The following is a 20697-nucleotide window of genomic DNA, read 5'->3' as shown; positions in this document are numbered from 1 at the left end:
CAAACGAATCGGTGAGGATATCCGCTACGTTGAGCCATGCAAACAACAGGATATCGCGCTGATGAACAATGCTCGCCACCAACGCCTCTCACAACTGATGCTCATCTTCGCCGCCGGCTTTGCTATTTATGGTCATGGTCTATGCAGCCATGACTGACGCCTGCTCCGTGGTTTTTTACCCTGCCACCGTTGCCAACCGCAGCGGTGGCTTGTTGTATTGAAGAAGGATTTTATCCGATGGACCATCGCCTAACCCCTTTCCAGTGGTACCACGAAACCCAGCGTAGTTCAGGCGACAGTTCGCCACTCGAGCCTGCCGCCGCAAGCTTGCGGGAGCGTTTTTTGTTAGGCCTGGGTACGTTTACCGACGAGGGATTGAACGCCGCCCTCAGCCATCGCATTGACGTTTTTACTGCGTCTTCGGCCTGCTATTCAGTGCTGTTCCCCGAGCAAGTTATCGCTTCGCGAGAAGTGACATTGTCACCTTACGATCGTCTGTCGACGGCCCTGACGGTGGCGCAGGTCACCGGCGTACAATCGCTTTGTAGCCATTACGCCGCTCGCCTCGCCCCTCTGGACAGCCCGGATGCTACGCGGGAAAGCAATGTCCGCCTGGCACAAATCACCCAATACGCCCGCCAACTCGCCAGCCAGCCGACCCTGATTTGCTCCAAGGCTATACAACAGCTCGGCGAAGTTGGCCTGAGCACGCAAGATACTGTGACCTTTTCGCAAATCATCGGTTTCATTAGCTATCAAGCACGGGTGGTCGCCGGTATTGCAGCACTTGCAGGCAGACCCGCCGTGGTGTTACCCGGTTTTCCCCAAATCGAAGATGCCGCTCCGGCAGGATTTTCCTGTACGGAACGGTCATGGCAAGCTCGCCTGCCGGAGATCGTTGTCGAGCAGGCCCAGGCTCGGCAGCTCGACATTCTGGACCAAAGCCACCCGGACGCCCGCAGCGAGTCTTATTACCTGCTGTTGGCTCACGACGCGCCTGCCCTACATGAGCGCAATGCGGTATTTAACAGTATTAATCACCCAGTTAACGGACTATCTGCACGCCTGAAGGCTTTGGTTGCTCTGGTGACATCACGCATTAATGGCAGCCATTACTGTGCCGGCACGCTAGCCCATAACATTGCCGATCGGGAGTTGGCACTGGCATTAGTGGCTGGGATTGATAACGCGCTTGAGGTGGCCGACGACCCGGTGACCGCTGCCGTGATCGGCGTGACAGCCGATCTGACGCGAACACCTGAGAAATTCACGGCACAAAACGTGCAGCCGTTGCTTAACAGCGGATTGGATCGGTCGCAGGCGTTGGACGTAATTTTAACCGGCGCGCTGTACGCCTGGGAAAACCGGCTGCGTTACAGTCTTGGCGATGCAGTAGAAGTCGAGCTAGCGCAATAACCACGCCTGAGCCGCATCAAAAAAGTGCTGTGCCAGCGGCGTGGCCCTTGCTGGCTCGGCGATCACCAAGGCGGCATGACGTGACATCGGTGCAATGGCAACGCTGCGCCGTTGCAGCTGCGGCATCATTTCCATCTGCAAATTTCCGCTGGGGAATAACCCGCATCCCAAACCGACAAAAATCCCCTGTAGCAGTTGGAAGATCGAGGTGGTTTCCATCCGGGTATGCAACGTTAAGCCCTCCTCACGAAACTGCTGATCCAGGTAACGACGGAAGTAACGCGTTGGCTCAGCCAGGCATAATGGCAGCGCTGCCACGGTTGCCAGCGTTAGTGGACTTTCCCCCACCAGCTCGGGGAAATGCTGCGGATGAAACACCAGGTCAATGCCGCTGTCGGCCAAAGATTGGGACTGGAAATGCAGTTCCTTGAGCGTTGGTAGCTCAAAGAAACCGATGCCGATATCCACCGTGTGCGCGGTCAGCGCTTCCAGCAGTTGATCGGCGCTCAATACCGCTACGCGATAGTCCAACTGCGGGTAACGCTCGCTGACCGCCTTCAACATTTGCGCTAACGAAATGCTGCACTGCGGCACGGTGCCGATGCGCAACGTGCCGTTCAACCCGTGTTTCAGCGACTCTACTTCCAGCTTCAGCCCATGATAAACGGAAACAATTTCCCGCGCCCAAGCCAAGACCCGCTCACCTTCGGCGGTGAAGCCCTCAAAGTTGTTGCCACGGTTGATCAACGAGACACCCAGCTCTTTTTCCAGATTTTTCAGCCGCATGGATAAGGTCGGCTGGCTGACAAAGCTGGCCTCTGCGGCGCGGCCGAAGTGGCGTTCCCGCTCAAGATTACACAGGTAGATCAGTTGCTTAATATCCATGTATTGGCTCGGAAAATGGTTTCTGCACGAAGTATATCATTTGCTATGGCCTTGCTGGCAGTTGCGATAAGTGTCGTCTATCCCATCATTGCTCTATTCGATTAGACGCCAAGCCCTCACGCCCCTAGACTTGCCACATAAATACTCAAAATGCTTAAAAAGGCATTTACCTTTTAGCCACATTAATCACCTGCGAAGAAAATCATGAAATTTAAACCGTCAATCAAGCCTTATCGCGGCGCGGCGGGCGGCTGGGGCTCATTGGAAGCCACCACCCGCTATGTGTTCGACAGCAAACAGGCGCTGAAAAATCTGCGCAACCTGATGCGCGTTAACAAAGCGCGCGGTTTCGATTGCCCCGGCTGTGCCTGGGGCGATGACAACCACAGCACCTTCAGCTTCTGCGAGAACGGGGCCAAGGCGGTCAGTTGGGAAGCGACACGCAATGCGGTAGAACCAGCATTCTTTGCAACCCACAGCGTCAGCACCCTGCGCGAGCAAAGCGACTACTTCCTGGAGTATCAAGGCCGGTTGACACACCCAATGCGCTACGACGCCAAGACCGATCGCTATCAGCCCATCACCTGGCCGGATGCCTTCAAACTTATCGCCAGCCATATCCAGGCAATGGATAATCCCAACCAGATTGAGCTATACACCTCAGGCCGCGCCAGCAATGAAGCCTCCTACCTTTATCAGCTGTTTGGCCGGATGCTGGGCACCAGCAACTTCCCAGACTGTTCCAATATGTGCCACGAAGCCAGTGGCGTAGGCCTCAAGCAGAGCATTGGTGTCGGCAAAGGCACCATCCGTATGGATGACTTCGAGCAAGCCGACGCGATTTTTGTCTTTGGCCAAAATCCCGGCACCAACCATCCCCGCATGCTGCACAGCCTGAAACACGCAGCCAGCCGGGGGGCACGCATCGTCAGTTTCAATACCCTGCGCGAGCGCGGGCTGGAAAGGTTTGCCGATCCGCAAAACCCGATCCAGATGCTGACGCCCAAATCCTCCCCCATCAGTTCGGCCTACTTCCAGCCCAACCTGGGTGGCGATATGGCGGCAGTGCGCGGCATGGTGAAAGCACTGCTGGAAACCCATCGCCAGCGGATTGCCGCCAATAAACCAGGGCTGTTCGACCAGCCGTTTATCGATCGGCATTGCGTGGGCATCGAAGATTATCTGGCTCAGGTGGATGCCACCTCATGGCAACAGATCACCACGCAATCCGGGTTGAGCGAAACCCAACTACGTCATGCGGCGGCGATTTACCAAGGCGCAGAGCGTGTTATCTGCACCTGGGCGATGGGCGTGACGCAGCATAAGCACTCCGTACCGACGGTGCGCGAGATCACCAACCTGCAATTGCTGTTCGGCCAGTTGGGCAAGCCAGGTGCGGGCCTATGTCCGGTACGCGGCCACAGCAACGTGCAAGGCAACCGCACCATGGGCATCGATGAGAAAGCCCCCAAGGCGCTGTTGGATAGTTTGGAGCAGCATTTTGGCTTTAGCCCACGCCGCGAGATCGGTCACAATACGGTCGAGGCCATTGAAGCGATGCTGCGTGGTGAGGTCAAGGTGCTGATTGCGCTTGGAGGTAACCTTGCAGCAGCGGCACCGGATACCGAGCGTACCGCTCAAGCCCTGCGCCGTTGTGATTTGACGGTGCATATCAGCACCAAACTGAACCGCAGCCATCTGATCACCGGCAAAGATGCTTTGATCTTGCCGACGCTGGGGCGTACCGAGTTGGATATGCAGGCCAGCGGCCCGCAATACATCACGGTGGAAGATTCCTTCAGTATGGTGCACGCCTCCGAAGGCATCGGCAAACCGCTGGCAGACACCCAGCGTTCTGAAACCGCGATTGTTTGCGGCATTGCCGACGCGGTACTTGGCAACCAACAGTTGGACTGGCTGGAGCTGGCCGACGATTATTCACTGATCCGCCAGCATATCCAGGCCACCATTCCCGGCTTTGACGATTTTAACCAGCGCTGTGAGCAACCAGGAGGGTTCTATCTGGGCAACGCCGCTGCCGAATTGCGCTTTGCAACTCAGAGCGGCAAAGCTGAGTTCAGTGCCGCTCCACTACCCGATACGTTGTTCCCGCAAATCGGGGCAGAAAAAGCGCCGTTCGTGCTGCAAACCCTGCGTTCACACGATCAGTACAACACCACCATCTATGGACTGGACGATCGCTATCGCGGTGTTTACGGCCAGCGCGAAGTGCTGTTTATTCATCCCGAAGATTTAGCCGATCTTGGTCTGCAGGATGGGGAATTGGTGGAAATCGAAACCTTGTGGAACGATGGCGTAACCAGAAAGGTCAGCGGCTTCAAGCTGGTTAGCTACGATATCCCACGCGGTAATCTGGCAGCCTACTATCCCGAAACCAACCCGCTGGTGCCGCTGGCCAGTTTTGGTGATGGCACCGGCACGCCGACCTCCAAATCGGTTCCCGTCGCCATCCGCCGCTGCGCTCAAGCCCCTACGTTGCGTATCGTTTAGTTTGAACGGACGTGGCATGTCGCGTCCCTGGAGCAGTATTGCGTTAATAATCGCGAGCCTTCGTCGGAAAAGCGTGACGTTTGGCTTGCCCGCAAGGAGTGATTCGCGTAAAACTGTCAGCCGCAAATCTTGCCACTCACAACCCATTCACTGGACGATATGTTTCAAGATAACCCGCTGCTGGCGCAGCTTAAACAGCAACTTCACTCTCAAACCCCGCGTGTTGAAGGCGTAGTAAAAGGGACTGAGAAAGGTTTTGGCTTTTTAGAAGTCGACGGGCAGAAAAGTTACTTCATTCCGCCGCCGTACATGAAAAAAGTCATGCATGGGGATCGTATCGTCGCCACCCTGCATACCGAAAAAGAGCGCGAAATCGCTGAACCGGAAACCCTGGTTGAGCCTTTCCTGTCGCGCTTTGTTGGCCGGGTGCAGAAAAAAGACGATCGCCTGTCGATTATCCCCGATCATCCGTTGCTGAAAGACGCGATCCCATGCCGTCCGGCGCGTGAAGTCACCCATAACTTCCAGGCCGGTGACTGGGCCGTCGCAGAAATGCGCCGTCATCCACTGAACGGCGATCGCACTTTCAATGCCGATCTGACTCAGTTCATCACCGACGGTGAAGATCACTTCGCGCCGTGGTGGGTCACGCTGGCTCGTCATAATCTTGAAAAAGAAGCGCCAGACATGGTCGCGATCTCCGAACAAGAGACCGCTCTGATCCGTGAGGACCTGACCGCGCTGGACTTCGTCACCATCGATAGCGCCAGCACCGAAGATATGGACGATGCGCTGCACGTGCAAGACAACGGTGACGGCTCGCTGCTGTTGACCATCGCTATTGCCGATCCTACCGCCTACGTCGAGCAAGGCAGCAATCTGGATGAAATCGCCCGCAAGCGCGCGTTCACCAACTACCTGCCGGGCTTCAATATTCCGATGTTGCCGCGCGATCTGTCCGACAACCTGTGCTCGCTGCGCCCGAATGAGCGCCGCTCGGTGCTGGCTTGCCGCGTGACTATCGCCGCAGACGGTGCGCTGGGCAACGATATCCATTTCTTTGCCGCCGAAATCGAGTCCAAAGCCAAACTGGTTTATGACGAGGTTTCTGACTGGCTGGATGGCGTCGCAGGCTGGCAGCCACCGAGCGAGAGCATCGCACAGCAGATCACCTTGCTTAAACAGGTTTGCGATGCACGCAGCGCCTGGCGCCATCAGCATGCGCTGGTATTCAAGGATCGCCCGGACTATCGCTTTGTCCTCGGCGAGAAAGGCGAAGTGCTGGACATCGTGACCGAACAGCGCCGCACCGCCAACCGTATTGTTGAAGAGTGCATGATCGCCGCCAACGTCTGTGCCGCCCTGGTGCTGCGCGATCGTCTGGGCTTTGGCATCTATAACGTGCATAACGGCTTTGATCCGGCCCTGGTTGAGCAAGCGGTCGCCGTATTGCAGGCCAACGGCGTTGAAGCCGATGCCGAGAAGCTGCTGACCCTGGAAGGATTCTGCGAACTGCGCCGTCACCTCGACTCGCAGCCAACCCAGTTCCTGGACAGCCGCATCCGCCGCTTCCAGACCTTTGCCGAGATCAGCACCACGCCTGGCCCGCACTTCGGTCTGGGGCTGGAGGCGTACGCCACCTGGACCTCTCCGATCCGTAAGTATGGCGATATGGTCAACCATCGTCTGCTGAAAGCCATTATTAGCGAGCAGGCAGCGGAAAAACCGCAGGATGACGTCACCGTGCAACTGGCCGAGCGTCGCCGTTTGAACCGCATGGCAGAGCGCGACGTTGGTGACTGGTTGTATGCCCGTTTCCTCAAGGATAAGGCCGGAACCGATGAACGTTTCAACGCCGAGATCATCGACGTAACCCGTGGTGGCCTGCGCGTACGCCTGTTGGACAACGGCGCGATGGCCTTTATCCCTGCCCCGTTTATCCACGCGGTTCGCGACGAGATGGTGTGTAGCCAAGAGACCGGCACCGTGCAGGTGAAGGGCGAAGTGGTTTATCGCCAGAGCGATAGTCTGCAGGTGAACATTGCCGAAGTGCGTATGGAAACCCGCAGCGTAATTGCCAGACCGGTGGCCTAACGTTATCCGTGTTCGATCAAGGCGATACTTCGGTATCGCCTTTTTTTATGCCTGCAACAACCTATTCTGTCCCCGTATGGCACGCTTCTTTCAGCAAACTCCAACTGAGTTCACATTTCTGATCCGACCAGCCACCGTCCGCGTTCAAACCTCCTACGTTTAATGAGTCGTTAACGTTTTGACGGACTCACAAACTAAAAAAATCACCTTTCTACCTCTGCACAACAAGGAGTTGCGGAACATGAAAAACGTCAAGTCAGCCATAATCTGGCTCGCGGTGGCGCTGGTCGGTGCCTTCGCTTTCGGCATGCTTGCCTTGAGCCGTGGGGAACACGTCAACGCTGTCTGGCTGGTGGTGGCTTCCGTCGCCTGCTACAGCATTGCCTACCGCTTTTATAGCCGGTTTATTGCCAAGAACGTCTTTGAACTCGATGACCGTCGGTTAACGCCAGCGGAACGCCATAACGATGGCCTGGACTATGTACCCACCAACAAATGGGTGCTGTTTGGTCACCACTTTGCCGCGATTGCCGGTGCTGGCCCGCTGGTTGGGCCGATCCTGGCTGCGCAGATGGGCTTCCTGCCTGGTACCATCTGGATATTGGTTGGGGTGATGTTGGCTGGGGCGGTGCAAGATTTCCTGATCCTGTTTATCTCCACCCGCCGCGACGGACGCTCGCTGGGGGAAATGGCCAAGCAGGAGTTAGGCGCCTTTGCCGGTGTGGTAACCATGCTGGGCGCACTTGGGGTGATGATCATCATCCTCTCGGCGCTGGCGTTGGTGGTCGTTAAAGCGCTGGCAGACAGCCCTTGGGGTCTGTTCACCATTGCTGCCACCATCCCGATTGCGCTGTTTATGGGCGTTTACATGCGCTTTATCCGCCCAGGCAAGATTGCCGAGGTTTCGCTGATCGGCTTTGTGCTGATGATGATGGCGATCATCTACGGTGGCAACATCGCCATGCATCCATACTGGGGGCCGTTCTTTACCCTGCACGGCACCACCCTGACCTGGGTGCTGGTGATTTATGGTTTTGTCGCTTCGGTGCTGCCGGTGTGGTTGTTGCTTGCTCCGCGTGACTATCTTTCTACCTTCCTGAAAATCGGTGTGATCGTGGGGCTGGCGGTGGGCATTGTGTTCGCGATGCCGGAAATGAGAATGCCGGCGGTGTCACGCTTTATCGATGGCAGCGGCCCGGTGTTTGCCGGTTCACTGTTCCCGTTCCTGTTTATTACCATTGCCTGTGGCGCAATCTCCGGGTTCCACGCCCTGGTCTCCAGTGGCACCACACCGAAGCTGGTTGAGCGTGAGAGCCATATCCGCTTTATCGGCTACGGCGGCATGCTGATGGAGTCCTTCGTGGCCATCATGGCGCTGATTTGCGCTTCGGTGATCGACCCAGGCGTCTACTTTGCCATGAACTCACCGGCGGCGCTGATCGGCACCACGGTGGAAAGTGCTTCACAGGCAATTAACAGCTGGGGCTTTATGGTCACCCCGGAAACGCTGACGCAGATTGCCCATGATGTGGGCGAGAAGTCGGTGCTGTCCAGAGCCGGTGGCGCGCCAACCTTTGCCGTTGGCATGGCTCATATCATCAGCGAGGTGTTTAACAGCCGGGCGATGATGGCCTTCTGGTATCACTTTGCCATCCTGTTTGAAGCCCTGTTTATCCTCACTGCGGTGGATGCGGGCACCCGCGCCTGTCGCTTTATGGTGCAGGATCTGGTTGGCGTAGCCATTCCACGACTGGCGAACAACCGCTCCTGGCTCGGCAACCTGGCCGGTACCACCGTGGCCGTGGCCGGTTGGGGCTTCTTTGTTTATCAGGGCGTCGTGGATCCGTTAGGTGGGATCAATACGCTGTGGCCGCTGTTCGGCATTGGTAACCAGATGCTGGCTTCAATGGCGCTGATCCTGGGCACCGTAGTGCTGTTCAAGATGAAGAAACAGCGTTACGCCTGGGTGACCATTTTGCCGACCATCTGGCTGTTTATCACCTCAATGACGGCGGGCTGGCAAAAGATTTTCCATGAAAAACCAAGCATCGGCTTCCTGGCGCAGGCGAAGAAATTCTCTGCCGGGATTGAATCGAACACGGTTATCGCCCCGGCCAAATCCATTGCGGATATGCAGACCATCGTGTTTGCCAATCAGATTAACGCCGCGTTGTGCGCCTTCTTTATGCTGGTTGCGGTGACGATGCTGGTTTCGGCCTTCTTCGTGGTGCGCCGCGCGTTGGGTTCCAAAACGCCTACGGTACGTGAAAGCACTATTGTACTGCGTGAGGAAACCGGGCGCGTCTAACTGAACGGCCAGGCTACGGGATGAGCCAGTTGAAACAGTCTCATCGAATGCCTACAAGGGCGGCCAGGTGCCGCCCTTTTCAATGCACTTTAGCTTATCAACGTCGTGCCGAAAGCCCCCTGCCAATCCTGTTCAAACTTCTCTACCGCCGCCTGAACCGCCGGAGTGGAAATAAACTGTTCTGCCACATCCACCGGTAAAGTGATCGACTGGCAACCTGCCAACAGACACTCCAACGCCTGACGTGGCGTTTTAAAGCTGGCCGCCAGCACCTTGGCGTGCGGAGCATGCAGCGATAACAGCTGTTGCAACTCGTGTACCATTTCAACGCCGTCGCCACCCTGTGCGTCCTGACGGTTAACGTAAGGTGCCACATACTCTGCCCCGGCCAACGCCGCCAGCAGCCCCTGACCAGCGCCGTAAACGGCGGTACCCAAGGTGGGGATCGACATGGATTTCAGCTTCTTGATTGCCGCCAGCCCTTCTGCGGTGGTGGGGATCTTGACTACCAGGCCCGGCACGCGTTGACTCAGCAGGACGGCTTCGGCAACCATACGTTCTGCGTCGTTAGCCATCACCTGGGCAAACAGCTTACCGGTACCGCCTAACGCATCACGCAAGGCCGGCAGAACCTCCCAGATCGGCTTTCCTTCTTTGGCAACGATGCTGGGGTTGGTGGTCACGCCGTGCAGCGGCAAGACGCGCGCCAAACGTTTCACTGCGCTGACGTCGGCGGTATCGAGATACAGTTCCATAACCTTCTCCTGATTCTTTTGTGGGCAGATTCAAACTCTGAACATAATAAGCGAAAAAAGCCGCCATCATTTGATTAAAATCAAATCAACTTTCATTCGAAACCTATTTAATTTACGTAAGAAGATTTTAGACTTCACAGGTGACGAATGCTTTTCAATCTACAGCGCTACTCAACACATGACGGCCCAGGCATCCGCAGCGTGGTGTTCCTTAAGGGCTGCTCACTTGGCTGCCGCTGGTGCCAGAACCCGGAAAGCCGTTCCCGCCAGCAGGAGCTGCTGTTTGATGAGCGCCTGTGTCTGGCGGCCTGTACCCTGTGCAGTGAGAGTTGCCCGCACGCTATCACCCGCGTTGATGACAACACCCTAACCCTGCAACGTTCGTTACTGACTGCCGCCGATTATGACGCATTAAACGGCTGTTGCCCAACTGGCGCGCTGAGCGTCTGCGGCACGGCGCTCGACCTTGATGCGGTGATGGCCGAAGTGATGCGCGATAAACCTTACTATCTGCGCACCGGCGGTGGCCTGACGCTGTCCGGCGGCGAGCCGTTTATGCAGCCAGAGGTTGCGGCTGAACTGCTCAAACGCGGGCGCGAGGCTGGTATCAATACCGCCGTAGAATCTTGCCTGCATACGCCTTGGTCCTATATCGAGCCATCTCTGCCCTGGCTAGACCTGATGCTGGCCGATCTGAAACACGTCGACCAAGTTCGCTTCAAGCAATGGACCGAAGGCTCCGCCAAACGGGTGATGGATAACTTCCGCCGCTTAGCTACCGCTGGCACTCAGATCACCGTGCGAGTGCCGTTAATCCCCGAATTTAACGCCGATCGCGACTCAATCCGCGCCATTACCGACTTTGCCGCCGACGAGATCGGCGTCAAAGAGATCCATTTTTTACCGTACCACACGCTGGGGATGAATAAATACCATCTGCTCGGCGCGCCTTATTACGCTTCCCGTACCCCACTAGACGACCCCGAACTGCTGGCCTATGCCGAAGATTACGCCAGCGTCAAAGGTCTGACCGCCATTTTGCGAGGATAACACCATGACAACGCTGGATCTGACTACCCTGACCGAACGCACGCTAGCGCATAAGAACGCGCTGATCCATATCGTCAAGCCACCGGTCTGTACCGAACGCGCACAGCACTATACCGAAACGTACCAGCAGCATCAGGATAAGCCGCTGCCGGTAAGGCGTGCCATGGCGTTGGCCAACCATCTGGCCAAACGGAGCATCTGGATCAAGAATGATGAGCTGATTATCGGTAACCAGGCTAGTCAGCTACGTGCCGCGCCGATCTTCCCGGAATACACCGTCAGTTGGATCGAAAGCGAAATTGACGAGTTGGCCGATCGCCCCGGCGCTGGCTTCTCCGTCAGCGAACAGGATAAAAAGGTATTGCACACCCTGTGCCCATGGTGGCGTGGCCAGACCGTGCAGGATCGCTGCTACGGCATGTTCACCGATGAGCAAAAAGCCCTGCTGGCTACCGGTATCATCAAGGCGGAAGGCAACATGACGTCTGGGGATGCGCACCTGGCGGTCAACTTCCCGCTGTTACTGGAAAAAGGTCTGGATGGCCTGCGTGAGAAAGTGGCTGAGCGCCGTGAACGCCTGCACCTGACGGACTGGGACGACCTGCATAAGGAACAGTTCCTCAAGGCCATCGACATCTCGCTGGACGCTCTCAGCGAGCACATACTGCGCTTTGCCCAGTTGGCCCGTGAAATGGCCCAGGCAGAGCAACGCATCTGGCGGCGTGAAGAGCTGTTGACCATGGCAGCCAACTGCGAACTGATCGCCCATCAACCGCCACAGACCTTCTGGCAGGCGCTGCAACTGTGTTACTTCATTCAGCTGTTCCTGCAGATCGAATCCAACGGCCACTCGGTATCCTTCGGCCGCCTCGACCAATATCTGTATCCTTGGTATCGCCGTGACGTGGAGTTGGAGCAAAGCCTGCCGCGCGAAAAAGCCATCGAGATGCTGCACAGCTGCTGGTTGAAACTGCTGGAAGTGAACAAGATCCGTTCCGGCTCGCACTCCAAAGCCTCCGCCGGTAGCCCGCTGTATCAGAACGTCACCATCGGCGGCCAGAAACTGGTCAATGGCCAGCCTTGTGACGCGATCAACCCGCTCTCTTACACCATTCTGGAATCCTGTGGCCGTCTGCGTTCAACGCAGCCTAACCTCAGCGTGCGCTATCACGCCGGGATCAGTAATGATTTCCTTGACGCCTGCGTGCAGGTGATCCGCTGCGGCTTCGGCATGCCGGCGTTTAACAACGATGAGATCGTGATCCCCGAGTTTATCAAGCTGGGCGTCGAATCACAGGACGCCTATGATTACGCCGCGATCGGTTGCATCGAGACCGCCGTTGGCGGCAAATGGGGCTACCGCTGTACCGGGATGAGCTTTATCAACTTTGCCCGCGTGATGTTGGCAGCTCTGGAGCAAGGGCGCGACGCCACCTCCGGCAAGATTTTCCTGCCGCAGGAGCTGGGGCTGTCTCAGGGTAACTTTAGCCAGTTTGACCAAGTGCTGGATGCCTGGGATACGCAGATCCGCTATTACACCCGCAAATCGATTGAGATTGAGTGTGTAGTCGATACCGTGCTGGAAGAAAATGCCCACGACATTGTGTGCTCGGCTCTGGTGGATGATTGCATCGAGCGCGGCAAGAGTGTCAAACAAGGCGGTGCGAAATATGACTGGGTATCCGGTCTGCAGGTCGGGATCGCCAACCTGGGTAACAGCCTGGAAGCGGTACGCAAGCTGGTGTTCGATCAGGGGATTATTGGTCAGCAACAGCTGGCTCAGGCTCTTGCTAACGATTTTGCTGGCCTGGACGGCGAACAGCTGCGCCAACGCTTGATCAATGCGGCGCCAAAGTACGGCAACGACGTGGATGATGTCGATCAGCTGCTGGTACGTGCCTATCAGACCTATATCGACGAGCTGAAGCAGTATCACAACACCCGCTTTGGCCGTGGCCCGATCGGTGGTACCTACTATGCGGGCACCTCCTCCATTTCGGCCAACGTTCCGTTTGGTGCTGCCACCATGGCTACGCCAGACGGCCGTAAAGCGCATACGCCATTGGCGGAAGGGGCTAGCCCGGCTTCCGGCACCGACCATCTAGGCCCAACGGCAGTGTTCAACTCGCTGAGCAAACTGCCTACCGAGTCGATTCTGGGTGGCGTGTTGCTGAACCAGAAGCTGAACCCGTCCACGCTGGAGAACCCGCGTGATCGCGAAAAACTGATGCTGATGCTGCGCACTTTCTTCGAGGCTTACCATGGCTGGCACGTGCAGTATAATATCGTGTCACGGGAAACGCTGTTGGCCGCGAAGCAACATCCTGACCAATATCGCGATTTAGTGGTACGCGTAGCTGGATATTCTGCCTTCTTTACCGCATTATCCCCAGATGCGCAGGATGACATTATCGCGCGTACCGAACATACTCTTTAATCAGTGAATCGTTGCGGTCACCCTTTGGTGGCCGCCTATCAGGCCGCTATGAATTCAAGACAACAAACCATTTTGCAGTTGGTGAATGACCGCAGGCGCATCAGCGTTGGCGAACTGGCGCGCGCCTCTGGCGTTTCTGAGGTGACGATCCGTCAGGATCTCAATCTGTTAGAAAAACGCAGCTATCTGAAACGCGTTCACGGTTCTGCCGTTGCGCTGGAAAGCGACGACGTTGATGCCCGCATGATGTCCAACTTCACGCTTAAGCAGAAGCTGGCACAATATGCTGCATCGCTGGTCAACGATGGCGAAACCATCTTTATTGAGAGCGGTAGTGCCAACGCCTTACTGGCCCGCTATCTGGCCGAGCGCAAGCGCGTCACGCTGATCACCGTCAGCCATTACATCGCCCATCTGCTGAAAGAGACCGACTGCGATGTGATCGTTCTCGGCGGCATGTTCCAGAAGAAGAGTGAAACCGTGGTCGGCCCGTTAACCCGCATGTGTATCCAGCAGGTGCACTTCAGCAAGGCGTTTATCGGGGTGGATGGCTATCACGCGGAGACCGGCTTCACCGGCCGCGATATGATGCGTGCCGACGTGGTCAATGCGGTATTAGCCAAAGGCGTAGAGAACATAGTGCTGACCGACTCGTCAAAATTCGGCCAGATCCAACCTAATCCATTGGAACCCATGAGCCAGATTGGGCGGGTGATCACCGACTCGCGTATCGCCAACGACTACCAGCAGTTGCTTAAACGCCAGGGTATCAAGTTGGATCTGGTTAACGAATAACAGCTGCGGGGCCCTTCGGCCCCGTGATGAGATTACTGCCCATAATAGGCATGTGCTCCGTGCTTGCGCAGATAGTGCTTGTCCAACAGGCTCTGCTGCATATTGCCCAGCCCCGGTGCTAACTGACGCGAGAAGATCCCCATATAGGCCAACTCTTCCAACACCACGGCATTATGCACCGCGCCGTCAGCATCTTTGCCCCAGGCAAATGGACCGTGGGAATGTACCAGTACTGCCGGTATCTGAGCGGCATCCAACCCACGCTCTTTGAAGGTTTCGACGATCACCTGCCCGGTCTCCCACTCATAACGGCCGTTGATCTCTTCGTCGCGCATTAGCCTAGTACAGGGAATATCACCATAGAAGTAGTCCGCATGTGTCGTTCCCCACGCGGGGATGGCTAATCCGGCCTGTGCCCAAATGGTGGCATGGCGCGAGTGGGTATGAACGATCCCACCCGCTGCAGCAAAGTTCAGGTACAGCACCCGGTGGGTATCCGTATCGGAAGAAGGCTTTTTACTCCCCTCCACCACCTTGCCGCTCTCCAGTTCCACCACCACCATATCCTCACGGGTCATGGCATCATACTCAACGCCGGAAGGTTTGATCACCATCAGCCCCTGCTGGCGGTCTACGGCGCTGACATTGCCCCAGGTAAAGGTCACCAGATGATGGCGCGGAAGTTGAAGGTTGGCTTCCAGCACCTGTTGTTTTAGTTCGTTGAGCATGATCTTGTCCTTGTGGCTTGGTCTGCGACTATTGTCAGCAGGCATGCCACTGGGCGGTATGGGATAGATCGCTAAAGACCACGTAGATTTCTGCTGGATACACCAAGATGTGTGGCGGCGGATTCGGAATAATCGCCTGCCGACCCGGGCTAAATTAAGACTATTTCCCTATTTATCCCTCGTCAGAGATTTATACTGAAACAAGGCGAAAAAACCGCCCTGATTTTTTATTTGCCCTGTTTTGTGCAATAAATGCCATTTTTTATTTCAAGGTCGTCTGGAAGACAGTCTCAGGCCAGTTTGCTGATTACTGCCTATACTAAAGCTGTGCTATGCCAGTAAAGTAGTTCCATATAGCCGATGCTAAGGAGAATTCATTATGATCATTAATCAACGTTTGGCCACTGCCGCAGTGGTGATCACCCTGGCTCTGTCGCTGAGTGCCTGTTCGAATATGTCTAAACGTGACCGCAACACGGCGATTGGTGCAGGTGCAGGTGCGGTAGGCGGTGCGGTGCTGACTAACGGCAGCGCGTTGGGGACCGTCGGCGGTGCCGCTGTTGGTGGCATCATCGGTCACCAGGTGAGTAAATAAGCCACGGCTTGCTGATACCTCTGCCGATAGGCTGACAAAAGCGTTCACGCTTTGACGTCTAATTGAAAAAAACTTTCAGGTCTATTTTTACGTTTATCATTTCGATGAATGCAGCCGCAGTGACACACTGCGGCATATTTCATTTAGCTGCTCAACCGCCAGCCAGCTTAACCTTCATGCCCTTGGCTTCCAGTAATTGCTTTAGCAGGTCACGTTTGTCGCCCTGGATTTCGATCACACCATCCTTCACCGAGCCACCACAACCGCATTTCTTTTTCAGTTCGGCAGCCAGTTTATCCAGTGCCGCATCATCCAGATCGACACCGGTGATCAGGCAAACCCCCTTGCCTTTTCTGCCGCTGGTCTGGCGTTGAATACGCACGATGCCATCGCCTTTGACACGCTCTGGCTTGGCTTCTTCCTGCTTGATACGCCCGCTGTCGGTAGAGTACACCAGGCGGCTGTTATCATCATTCATGCTGGGTTCCTTAAACCAGTGAGGCTCGAATAGCGCTGAGCGCTGCCGCGGGATCGGCGGATTGCGTAATCGGACGGCCGATCACCATATAATCAACTCCGGCGGCCAGAGCCTGCACCGGTGTCATCACGCGGCGTTGATCGCCTGCGGCACTGCCTTCAGGGCGAATACCAGGAGTAACCAGTTGGAACTGGTCGCCACAAGCAGCTTTCAGGCGTGAAGCTTCCTGCGCAGAACAGACCACACCGTCCAGGCCACAGTCGCGCGTCAGGCGAGCCAGTCTTTCCGCCTGCTCTGCCGGGCTGAGTTCGATACCAATGGCGCGCAGATCTTCCGCCTCCATGCTGGTGAGCACGGTGACGGCAATCAATAGCGGTGCATCCGCGCCATAAGGCAGCAGCGCCTCTTTGGCTGCGTTCATCATGCGAGCACCACCGCTGGCATGTACGTTCACCATCCATACGCCCAACTCCGCCGCAGCGGCTACGGCATGCGCCGTGGTGTTAGGAATATCGTGGAATTTCAAATCGAGGAACACCTCAAATCCGCGCTGATGCAGATCGCGCACGATCTCAGGCCCGAACAGGGTGAACATCTCTTTACCCACTTTTAGCCGGCAATCTTGCGGATCGATACGGTCGGCAAAGGCCAATGCGGCGGAACGGTCGGCGTAATCCAATGCCACGATGATGGGCGATGATTTTAAGTCATTGTTATTTGAGTTATTTTCAGACTTCATAGCTTCTACCTTGTGTGAAATGGACGTGATGAGTGAGCCGCCAGCAAAACTGACCGCCGCATTCTACATGCCAGACAGCGGAAATCCCAGTCACGCAACCCGTTGCCGTTACGTAATGTTAACACAGCGTTGGTCATCGACTGTCAATAACGCCTTGCGCCCTTAACCCAGGGTGAGTAAAACGCGGTAAAGAAGCGTAAATTCTTAATCAAATAATTTGATTAACATGCTCAAGCCTATCCGATTTCATCCGTTTATAAATGCTATATCATTCAACACATCGAAAGCGGAAACACTTTCACCCTCAAAACCAAATTGGAGATACTCATGAAAGGCATCAAATATTTTGCAGCAGCTACCGTTCTGGTCCTAACCTCATTTGCCAGCGTTGCCGCTGAGCCAGTCAGCCAGCAACAGGCACAGAGCCTGACTGAAGTTGGCGTAGTATCTGCCGGTGGTGTTACCACGCTGAGCAGCCTGGAAGCCAAGCTGGCGGCTAAAGCCAAAGCCCAAGGCGCTAGCAGCTATCGCATTGTCGCCGCCGGTGGTAACAACATGCTGCATGGCAACGCGATCATCTATAAATAAGTTCGAGCCACCCTCTAGATTATCTGAACGGGCGCTGCATAAGGCGCCCATCCCCTACGACACCACAGCCCACCTGTTTTTATTCTGGTACCAACTTGCGACAGACATTCAGTACCAATTGCCGCAACCAACGATGAGCCGGATCCGCCTCGGCACGTGGGTGCCACAGCTGCGATATCGTAATCAGTCTGGTCGTAACCGGCAGTTCAAAAGCCCAGAGTGTCGCTACGCCCCCATCAATATTGGTCACTGGTTGATTGATAAGGAATGAGGCAGGCACCAACGCCACCAGATCGGACTCCTGAGCGACGGCCAAGGCTGCCGGGAAACTCGGTACCACGGCGGCAATGTTGCGCCGCAAACCTAGTTCAGCCAATGCTTCGTCTACCGGCCCGTAGGTACGCTCACGCCGGGAAGCGACAACATGGCCCAACGCGGCATACTGGCTGGCCTTCACCTCTGGTTCCCGCGCCAGCGGATGCCCCGCTCTTACCACACCAACGAAGCGATCCCTAAACAGCGCCTGCACGCGTATTTCCGGCCCCATGGTCCCCAAAACACCAATCTCAAGATCAACCAGACCTTCACGCAGAGGCTTTGAGGTTTTCTCTGGCTTGGGCGAAAAACGCAGGCGCACCAAAGGCGCAGCCTTGGCGGCTACCGCAATCAGTGAAGCTCCAAATGCCTCCACAAACCCCTCATTGGCACGAATGTTAAAGGTGCGTTCCAGCGTGGCGAGGTTCAATTCTGTGGCGGATGGGCGCAGCACCGAACGCGCCGCAAATACGGCATTTTGCGTACGTTCCCGCAGCTCCTCGGCATAAGGCGTCAGCACCATGTGGCGACCGGCACGCACCAATAAGGGATCTTCGGTAACGGTGCGTAGCCGGGTGAGCGTGCGGCTCATGGCAGAAGCGCTTAAACCAAGACGACGCGCAGCACCAGCCACGCTGACTTCAGCGAGCAGCGCATCAAGGGCGATAAGTAAATTGAGATCGGGTTCAGTCATGGCTCATAGTATCTCGGCCAAAAAAATGAGGAAAGCGTAGCGCATTGGTGTAGCCCATTTATGTTACAAAATTATTAAATTTTTATTACACACTGGACAGATCTGCACGGCTGACTTAGCTTGATGGTAACCTCCCGCGTAAAAGGCAGCAAAATGAGCGAGATATCGACACTAACCATCAAGATCCCTCTGGCACTGAAAGAGCAAATCAAGGCGATTGCCTTGGAGAACCAGCTTTCATTGAGTGCAGAGGTTTGCCAACGGCTGGAACATAGCTTCGAAGTCCCTGCCAAAGCCAGTAAGAAAGCGGCTCCGCTGCATCATGACGATATCGATAATCAGGGCACCGAAGAGGAGATTGAACAACCTCTTAGCCAGAAAGAGCTGAAGAAGCTGCGTCAACTGCTGAAAGGCGGCGCGAAAAGCGGCAAGAAAAAGTAACCCGGACAATCTTGGCGGGCGCCGCATGTGCAGCGCCCCTAGCTAACAAGCTTTTTTATTGCCCGTCCAGCCCGCGTATCGGTTTAACCGAAGACCAGGCCCGGCACGAAGGACAATGCCAGTAAAGTGAATGGGCGGTAAAACCGCATTTGTGGCAGCGGTAGCGCGGTTTGGTACGGATCTGCTCGCCTACCATATCCCGTAGTAACAGCAGGCTTTCTTTGGCGCGACCGTCTTCTGCATCAGCCAGATGATAATCCATCAGGCGATAAAACACGCGCATGGTCGGATGGCGCTGCAGCTGGCGATTGATGTACACCTGTACCACATCGCTCCCTTCCCGTTGCTCGATCACTTCCGCCAGCATCAATTCTGCCGTGGCTCCGGTATTCTCCGCCACACAACGTTTGAGAAAGTCCGCCCAGTCTTGCTCTTGTTGAGGCAAATGCTGGTAGCACTCCTGCAGCATCGGTAACGCTTCGCTGACCAGCTCTTTATCTTGATCCAATACGCGCTTCAGGGTTTCTACCGCCTTGGCATACTCCTCTTGCGCCATGAAGATACGCCCAACCATGATCGACACACGGGCGCACTGTTTATCCGCCGAGGCCGCGCGCTTGAGCAGGCCCATCGCCTTGTCCAGATCGTCACTGCCCATCGCCTGCAGGGCCAGCTCACAATAAAAATGCGCGATCTCGACGCGTTGCTTTTCCTTACCCAGCTTGACCAACTTCTCTGCCACTTCGATGGCTTTCTGCCAGTCGCTGGTGGCCTGGTGGATCACCAGTAATTGCTGCAGCGCGGAAACTCGGAAGTCTTCTTCATTGATCAACTGGCTGAACATGTCCTCGGCGCGGTCATACAACCCGGCGGCCATATAGTCACGCCCCAGTTGCTGTATCGCCAGCAGACGCTGTTCGAAGGTTAAAGAAGCGCTTTCCATCAAGGCCTGATGGATGCGGATAGCGCGATCGACTTCACCACGAGAGCGGAACAGATTGCCCAACGTCAGGTGAGCTTCAACGGTATTGCTGTCCTCTTTCAACATGTCGAGAAACAGATCGACCGCTTTATCCTGCTGGTTGGAAAGCAGGAAGTTAACCCCAGCCACGTATTCACGCGACAGGCGGTTGGCTTCCTGTTGTTTATCCTGCTGAGCACTTCTGCGCCCCATGTACCAACCGTACGCGGCAGCTACAGGCAGCAACAGAAACAGCAGCTCTAACATAACAGATTATTCCTTGCTGACTGCGGGCAACGATGCCGGCTCGACAGGTGCTTCGAGCTGCAGTTCCAGCCTTTTGATTTTCCGCTCTGCACGCCCAAGAGCGATACGTGTGCGCAGATAAAATAACCCACAAATAATCCAACCCAGCACAAAGCCAGCACCAAACAGGGTGGCCAACAGGGTTGATACCGGATATTCGCCCTGAGCAACCAAATAGTTAAACGTCACCACCTGGTCGTTATGCGCGCCCAGCGTGACTGAAGCCACGAAAATCACCAGAACCAGTAAAAAAATCAGTAAATATTTCACATTCTTTCCCGCAATGCCGAGTGAATCGGATGAACTCTACCCTCAAGGCCACAAACCGGAACCCAATACAGGGTTTGCCGCCCACGGGTAATTGCCGCTAAGTGGCGTCCCTATGACTTAAGTTAGCATTTCCCGTCGTAGCAGGGAAACCCTGGCAGACGATAAAACCGCAGATCTGCTGGGATATTCAGCAACAAATGCAGCGCCTGAGCAAATTAATGAGAAAGCTTCTCAAAATCACGAGTTTGATAAGATATGGGGACGAAAGGACAGATTGCAATGCAGGGTAAAAACCCGCGTTGATGCGGCCCCGGGTTGGAGCCGCCATTAG

Annotated in this window: 18 protein-coding genes; 10 read left to right on the top strand and 8 right to left on the bottom strand. The window is 55.7% G+C overall.

Annotated elements, in window-relative coordinates; all coding sequences use genetic code 11:
* The first annotated feature begins 237 nt into the window (after window positions 1–237).
* Entirely contained in the window at window positions 238–1416 is a 1179-nt protein-coding gene (locus ACMV5H_RS13760; protein ID WP_021806553.1) for a CMD domain-containing protein, read from the top strand.
* Here ACMV5H_RS13760 and ACMV5H_RS13755 read toward each other — a convergent pair.
* Window positions 1405–2301, bottom strand: coding sequence for a LysR family transcriptional regulator (locus ACMV5H_RS13755; protein WP_414821981.1), 897 nt, complete (start codon window positions 2299–2301; stop codon window positions 1405–1407). The genes ACMV5H_RS13760 and ACMV5H_RS13755 overlap by 12 nt on opposite strands.
* Before the next feature lie 204 nt (window positions 2302–2505).
* Between ACMV5H_RS13755 and ACMV5H_RS13750 the strand changes: the two genes are divergently transcribed.
* The 3 genes from ACMV5H_RS13750 (at window position 2506) to ACMV5H_RS13740 (ending at window position 9214) form a co-directional block, all read left to right on the top strand.
* Window positions 2506–4812, top strand: a complete 2307-nt coding sequence (locus ACMV5H_RS13750; RefSeq protein WP_209522869.1) for an FdhF/YdeP family oxidoreductase — start codon at window positions 2506–2508, stop codon at window positions 4810–4812.
* Between the two features lie 159 nt (window positions 4813–4971).
* Window positions 4972–6906: an exoribonuclease II gene (locus ACMV5H_RS13745; RefSeq protein ID WP_071683698.1), complete on the top strand. Its 1935-nt coding sequence runs from the start codon at window positions 4972–4974 to the stop codon at window positions 6904–6906.
* Between the two features lie 241 nt (window positions 6907–7147).
* Window positions 7148–9214: a carbon starvation CstA family protein gene (locus ACMV5H_RS13740; RefSeq protein WP_071683430.1), complete on the top strand. Its 2067-nt coding sequence runs from the start codon at window positions 7148–7150 to the stop codon at window positions 9212–9214.
* A gap of 89 nt (window positions 9215–9303) precedes the next feature.
* Here the strand turns inward: ACMV5H_RS13740 and fsa are convergent, their stop codons facing one another.
* Complete coding sequence (fsa, locus tag ACMV5H_RS13735) at window positions 9304–9969, bottom strand: fructose-6-phosphate aldolase (RefSeq protein ID WP_414821980.1); 666 nt, start codon at window positions 9967–9969, stop codon at window positions 9304–9306.
* A gap of 147 nt (window positions 9970–10116) precedes the next feature.
* Here fsa and ACMV5H_RS13730 point away from each other — a divergent pair, with 147 nt between their 5' ends.
* Genes ACMV5H_RS13730 through ACMV5H_RS13720 form a run of 3 tightly spaced genes read left to right on the top strand, consistent with a single transcriptional unit; the run spans window position 10117 to window position 14251 of the window.
* On the top strand, window positions 10117–11019 hold the full coding sequence (locus ACMV5H_RS13730; protein WP_414821979.1) for a glycyl-radical enzyme activating protein: 903 nt from the start codon (window positions 10117–10119) through the stop codon (window positions 11017–11019).
* Window positions 11020–11023: 4 nt separating this feature from the next.
* Window positions 11024–13456, top strand: a complete 2433-nt coding sequence (locus ACMV5H_RS13725) for a formate C-acetyltransferase/glycerol dehydratase family glycyl radical enzyme (protein ID WP_414821978.1) — start codon at window positions 11024–11026, stop codon at window positions 13454–13456.
* A gap of 48 nt (window positions 13457–13504) precedes the next feature.
* Window positions 13505–14251: a DNA-binding transcriptional regulator YciT gene (locus ACMV5H_RS13720; RefSeq protein ID WP_037376111.1), complete on the top strand. Its 747-nt coding sequence runs from the start codon at window positions 13505–13507 to the stop codon at window positions 14249–14251.
* Between the two features lie 32 nt (window positions 14252–14283).
* On the opposite strand, the gene araD is transcribed toward ACMV5H_RS13720, so the two are convergent.
* The gene (araD, locus tag ACMV5H_RS13715; protein ID WP_059200935.1) at window positions 14284–14979 is read right to left on the bottom strand and encodes an L-ribulose-5-phosphate 4-epimerase; all 696 of its coding nucleotides are present in this window, start codon (window positions 14977–14979) and stop codon (window positions 14284–14286) included.
* 376 nt (window positions 14980–15355) lie between these two features.
* Here araD and osmB point away from each other — a divergent pair, with 376 nt between their 5' ends.
* Window positions 15356–15574, top strand: coding sequence for an osmotically-inducible lipoprotein OsmB (gene osmB, locus ACMV5H_RS13710; protein ID WP_037375983.1), 219 nt, complete (start codon window positions 15356–15358; stop codon window positions 15572–15574).
* 151 nt (window positions 15575–15725) lie between these two features.
* On the opposite strand, the gene yciH is transcribed toward osmB, so the two are convergent.
* Together yciH and pyrF are read right to left on the bottom strand one after the other, a co-directional pair.
* The gene (gene yciH / locus ACMV5H_RS13705) at window positions 15726–16052 is read right to left on the bottom strand and encodes a stress response translation initiation inhibitor YciH (protein ID WP_021806564.1); all 327 of its coding nucleotides are present in this window, start codon (window positions 16050–16052) and stop codon (window positions 15726–15728) included.
* A 10-nt stretch (window positions 16053–16062) separates the two neighbouring features.
* Entirely contained in the window at window positions 16063–16791 is a 729-nt protein-coding gene (pyrF, locus tag ACMV5H_RS13700) for an orotidine-5'-phosphate decarboxylase (protein WP_021182086.1), read from the bottom strand.
* A 327-nt stretch (window positions 16792–17118) separates the two neighbouring features.
* Between pyrF and bhsA the strand changes: the two genes are divergently transcribed.
* Window positions 17119–17379, top strand: coding sequence for a multiple stress resistance protein BhsA (gene bhsA, locus ACMV5H_RS13695; RefSeq protein WP_059200936.1), 261 nt, complete (start codon window positions 17119–17121; stop codon window positions 17377–17379).
* 79 nt (window positions 17380–17458) lie between these two features.
* On the opposite strand, the gene ACMV5H_RS13690 is transcribed toward bhsA, so the two are convergent.
* Complete coding sequence (locus ACMV5H_RS13690; protein ID WP_115158870.1) at window positions 17459–18388, bottom strand: LysR family transcriptional regulator; 930 nt, start codon at window positions 18386–18388, stop codon at window positions 17459–17461.
* Between the two features lie 153 nt (window positions 18389–18541).
* Between ACMV5H_RS13690 and ACMV5H_RS13685 the strand changes: the two genes are divergently transcribed.
* Window positions 18542–18829, top strand: coding sequence for an Arc family DNA-binding protein (locus ACMV5H_RS13685; RefSeq protein ID WP_021806568.1), 288 nt, complete (start codon window positions 18542–18544; stop codon window positions 18827–18829).
* A 55-nt stretch (window positions 18830–18884) separates the two neighbouring features.
* Here ACMV5H_RS13685 and lapB read toward each other — a convergent pair whose 3' ends face one another.
* Window positions 18885–20057: a lipopolysaccharide assembly protein LapB gene (gene lapB, locus ACMV5H_RS13680; RefSeq protein ID WP_115158869.1), complete on the bottom strand. Its 1173-nt coding sequence runs from the start codon at window positions 20055–20057 to the stop codon at window positions 18885–18887.
* A gap of 6 nt (window positions 20058–20063) precedes the next feature.
* The gene (locus tag ACMV5H_RS13675; RefSeq protein ID WP_059200939.1) at window positions 20064–20366 is read right to left on the bottom strand and encodes a LapA family protein; all 303 of its coding nucleotides are present in this window, start codon (window positions 20364–20366) and stop codon (window positions 20064–20066) included.
* Between the last annotated feature and the right edge of the window lie 331 nt (window positions 20367–20697).

Source organism: Serratia sp. N21D137, from assembly GCF_047530005.1.
Classification (GTDB): domain Bacteria; phylum Pseudomonadota; class Gammaproteobacteria; order Enterobacterales; family Enterobacteriaceae; genus Chania; species Chania fonticola_B.
Note: the sequence above shows the minus strand (reverse complement) of the source record. Positions and strands in the feature narration are given on the sequence as shown.